Below are 3735 nucleotides of genomic sequence, written 5' to 3'. Positions count from 1 at the left end.
TTTCGACGGCGATGTCGGCCAGCAATGCACGTACCCGCGGATCGGCCGGCAGATTCTCGGTCTCTATGCGCACATGGGCGGCCAATGCCGCCAACGCGTCCAACGATGAGCCCAAGCGAACCGCCGTATCCATCAACGCCTCGGACACGACGTCCCCCCTTCTGATCTGCCCGCACCTGCTGGCGGAGTCAGGGTAGACCAATCCGGAGCCGCGGCCGTCTGGCCCTGCGGTTCACCTGACCAGGCCGCGCCATCGCCGAGCAACGCGCGTAGCTCCTCCGGCTGGCGGATGAGGTCGTCTGTGTATCGGGCGGCCAGGCTGGTTCGTACTCCCGGCTGCCGGGCCACCACGTCCCGCAACAGCGTCGAGCGGTTGCTCGCCGCGAAGGCCGCCGGTGGGGCGAAGGCCGCCGGTGGGATGGAGCGCCCGGCGAACCGCGGCTTGGCGAGCACCAGTTCGGCAGCGTGCGTGATGATGTCCTCGACCAGGATGCCAAGGCCGCGCGTCATGCGCGGGATGCACCGCCGGCGGCACGGACCCACCTGGCGCGGGGCGGCTTCAGCCGTCGCGTCCGACACCGCGATCGGGTGCGCTCATGTCTCCCGTCCCGGGCGTGCCGTCGGCGAGTCCGTAGCGCAGGTACACGGTGCCCCGCGGACTGGCGGCCGGCGGTTCGAGGAGGGTGACGTTCGTGGGCACCGCGCCCCCGTCGAACACCTTCTTCCCGACGCCGAGGATGACCGGGTGCACCCAGAGGTCGAGACGGTCGAAGAGCTTCTCGCGCAGGAGAGTCTGCACCAGGTTCAGGCTCCCAACGACCTTCACGTGCCTGTGCCGGTCACGAATCTCGTGCACCGCGCCGGCCAGATCAGGGCCTAGCTGCGTGGACCCGGCCCACGAGAGGTCGGGCCGGCCGCGGGAGGCCACGTACTTCGGGACGCTGTTGAAGAGCGTGGCGATCTCGTTGTCCTCGCCGCCATCCTGGTTCGGCCAGTAGGCGGCGAAGATGTCGTACGTCCGCCGGCCGAGCAGGAGGGCGTCCGTGCCCTCGTACGCGGCACCGACCTGCGTCCCGGTGACCTCGTCCAGCAGGGGTGCCTGCCAGCCGCCGAACGGGAACCCGACCGGGTCCTCGTCGGGGCCGCCGGGTGCCTGCGCGACGAGGTCGAGGGTGGCGAACAGCTCGATGTGGATGAGGCCCATGCCCGTACTCCCTGATGAGGTGGTGGTCCCGCTTGAAAGGTAGACCCGCGTGCCGACAGACTCATCGCCGCGACGCGGCTGCGCACTCGTCGACCGCCTCGTCCGCAGGCAGCTGCCGCAGGTCGCGATCCTGCTGTCGCGGACTGTCAGAAGATTTTCCGGTAACTACCAGCAACGGGGCCTTCGCCTGCGGAAACGGCTCGCTGGCGCTGGGTGTTACACCGTTGCTCGGGCACTCCCGGGCTTCGAAGACACCGGCGTCCCGCCACTGCCGGAAACGGTTGGACACCGTCGACCAGGCACCGAACTCCCGCGGCATCTCCCGCCACTGCCCGCCGATCCGGAACCGCCAGAGCACACCCTCGAACTGCGACCGCAGCCGCTGCGGGTACGGGCCGAACCCACCGATCGGCAGGTAGCGCTTGATGGACTCCCACTCCTGGTCTGTCCATTGCGCCCGCGTCATGCACGACGGTCTACCCACTCAGGCCCGCTACACGAACGAACCCCACAGATCGATCACAACCCGATATGCGCCCTAAAGGTGCCGTTTGTAGAGCCGTACGGCCAACGGCGCGAACACCGCGATCACGGCGACACTGGCGACGAGCGTCCAGCCTGCCTCCGCGGATACATGGGCGCCGTTGGCCAGGTCCCGGTCGGCGGAGACCAGGTGCGATACCGGGTTGACCCTGACGAACGCGGCCAGCCAGCCCGGCAGGGTGTTGACGGGTACGAACGCGTTCGACAGGAACGTCAACGGGAACATGATCATCATGGAGATGCCCTGGACGCTCTGGGCGCTGCGCGCGACGGTGCCGAGGCAGGTGAACACCCAGGCCAGCGACCAGCCGGTGAAGACCGCGAGCAGGATCGCGGCGACCACACCGAGCACGCCGCCGCCGGGCCGGTAGCCGATCGCGATGCCTATGGCAAAGGTGATCGTCGCGGCGATCGTGTAACGGAGCAGGTCTGCGACCATCGGCCCCGCCAGCGGCGCGATCCGGGCCATCGGCAGCGACCGGAACCGGTCGAAGACGCCCTTGTCGATGTCCTCGCGCAGCTGGGTGCCGGTGGCCATGCTGGTCGTCAGCACGGTCTGCGCGAGGATGCCGGGGATCATCAGCGGCAGGTAGCTCTTCACATCGCCGGAGATCGCCCCGCCGAAGATGTAGGCGAACATCACCGTGAAGAGGACCGGCTGCAACGTCACGTCGAAGAACTGCTCCGGGTTGCGCCGCATCTTCTTGGTGGCACGCCAGGCCATGATCATGATCTGGCGGAACGTGTCCGCCGGGCTGGGCCGGCTCTGGGCGCGGGCGACCGCAGCCCGGGAGTCGATCGTGATCGTGGTCATCGGGCCATCTCCTGTGGGGCTTGCGCACGCATGGGTTCGGGCTCGGTCGTGTCCGCCCGCTCGCTCTCGCTGCTGCCGTGGCCGGTGAGCGCGAGGAAGACCTCGTCGAGAGTCGGCTTGTCGACGCCCACCGAGGCAACGTGGACACCCGCCTGGCGCAGCCCGATCAGCACGTCGGCCACCCTGTCGGCCGTCTCGATCGGGACGTTGAGCTGCCCGGACTCCGGGGTGAGGACCGGCTCCTCACCGAGCTGGCGGCGCACCACGTCCGCGGCCAGCGACATATCCGCGTCCGCGGCCAGGCGCAGCCGCAACGTCAGGTTGCCGACCGAGGTCTTCAGCTCATCGGGTGTGCCCTCGGCCACCTTGCGGCCGTGGTCGATCACCGCGATCCGGCCGGCGAGCTGGTCGGCCTCGTCGAGGTACTGCGTGGTCAGCAGGACCGTGCACCCGCTGGCGACCAAGCCGCGGATGGTGTCCCACATCTGCCCGCGCGTCCGGGGGTCGAGGCCGGTGGTCGGCTCGTCGAGGAAGATCAGCGGAGGCTGAGTGATCAAACTCGCGGCCAGGTCGAGCCGCCGCCGCATCCCGCCCGAGAAATGCGAGATCCGCTTGTCCGCGGCGTCGGTGAGGCCGAACTGCTCGAGCAGCCGCGCGGCGGTATCGCGTGACCTGCGTGAGCTCAGGCCCTGCAGGCGCCCGAACATCCAGAGGTTCTCGGCAGCGGTGAGGTTCTCGTCGACGGAGGCATACTGACCGGTGACGCCGATCAGCTGCCGCACCCGGTGCGGCTCACGGCGGAGGTCGATGCCGAAGACCGACCCCTCACCATCGTCGATCTTGAGCAGCGTCGCGAGCATCTTCAGCATCGTCGTCTTGCCGGCGCCGTTGGGGCCGAGCACGCCGAAGATCTCGCCCTCGTCGATATCAAGGTCGACGCCGTCTACGGCTCGCAGGCCACCGAATGTCTTGACCAGGCCACGTGCGTGGACCGCGGCTGTCATCGAGATGCTCCTTCCGAACCGTGCTCGGATGCCCGGCCCTGGGTGACCACTCTGCGGGTGACCAGTTTCACCGCGCTCTCAGGATGGTTTCACGGACTTTGCCCGGCGTTATGGAAGCCTGGCCGGGGGCTGACGGGCGGGCAACCGCTGGTCGTTCAGGGCATCTAAGA

General features: G+C 68.6%; 4 protein-coding genes and 1 pseudogene. All 5 read right to left on the bottom strand.

Annotated features, from left to right (window positions below):
• Positions 1-132: 132 nt before the first annotated feature.
• The 5 genes and pseudogenes from MJ777_RS20885 to MJ777_RS20865 all read right to left on the bottom strand — a co-directional run bounded on the left by MJ777_RS20885 (position 133) and on the right by MJ777_RS20865 (position 3565).
• Entirely contained in the window at positions 133-510 is a 378-nt protein-coding gene (locus tag MJ777_RS20885) for a hypothetical protein (RefSeq protein ID WP_239377529.1), read from the bottom strand.
• 49 nt (positions 511-559) lie between these two features.
• Positions 560-1204 carry a dihydrofolate reductase family protein gene (locus tag MJ777_RS20880; RefSeq protein WP_239308707.1) on the bottom strand — a complete coding sequence of 215 codons (645 nt, stop codon included), beginning with the start codon at positions 1202-1204 and terminating at the stop codon, positions 560-562.
• Positions 1205-1445: 241 nt separating this feature from the next.
• Positions 1446-1670, bottom strand: a pseudogene (locus MJ777_RS20875) (transposase); the annotation flags it as partial.
• Positions 1671-1742: 72 nt separating this feature from the next.
• Positions 1743-2561 carry an ABC transporter permease gene (locus tag MJ777_RS20870; RefSeq protein WP_239377528.1) on the bottom strand — a complete coding sequence of 273 codons (819 nt, stop codon included), beginning with the start codon at positions 2559-2561 and terminating at the stop codon, positions 1743-1745.
• Positions 2558-3565: an ATP-binding cassette domain-containing protein gene (locus tag MJ777_RS20865; RefSeq protein WP_239308710.1), complete on the bottom strand. Its 1008-nt coding sequence runs from the start codon at positions 3563-3565 to the stop codon at positions 2558-2560. Before MJ777_RS20865 ends, MJ777_RS20870 begins: the two co-directional genes overlap by 4 nt.
• Positions 3566-3735: the final 170 nt, after the last annotated feature.

The sequence above is a fragment of the Protofrankia sp. Cj5 genome, from assembly GCF_917627405.1.
In the GTDB taxonomy this organism is placed as follows: domain Bacteria; phylum Actinomycetota; class Actinomycetes; order Frankiales; family Frankiaceae; genus Protofrankia.
The sequence above is the reverse complement of the archived record's forward strand: the minus strand, read 5'-3'. Positions and strand labels throughout refer to the sequence as shown.

Bases quoted from the DNA above. Each gene is read 5' to 3' on its own strand.
- MJ777_RS20885 (WP_239377529.1), bottom strand. From the start codon at position 510: ATGACGCGCGGCCTTGGCATCCTGGTCGAGGACATCATCACGCACGCT.
- MJ777_RS20880 (WP_239308707.1), bottom strand. From the start codon at position 1,204: ATGGGCCTCATCCACATCGAGCTGTTCGCCACCCTCGACCTCGTCGCG.
- MJ777_RS20870 (WP_239377528.1), bottom strand. From the start codon at position 2,561: ATGACCACGATCACGATCGACTCCCGGGCTGCGGTCGCCCGCGCCCAG.
- MJ777_RS20865 (WP_239308710.1), bottom strand. From the start codon at position 3,565: ATGACAGCCGCGGTCCACGCACGTGGCCTGGTCAAGACATTCGGTGGC.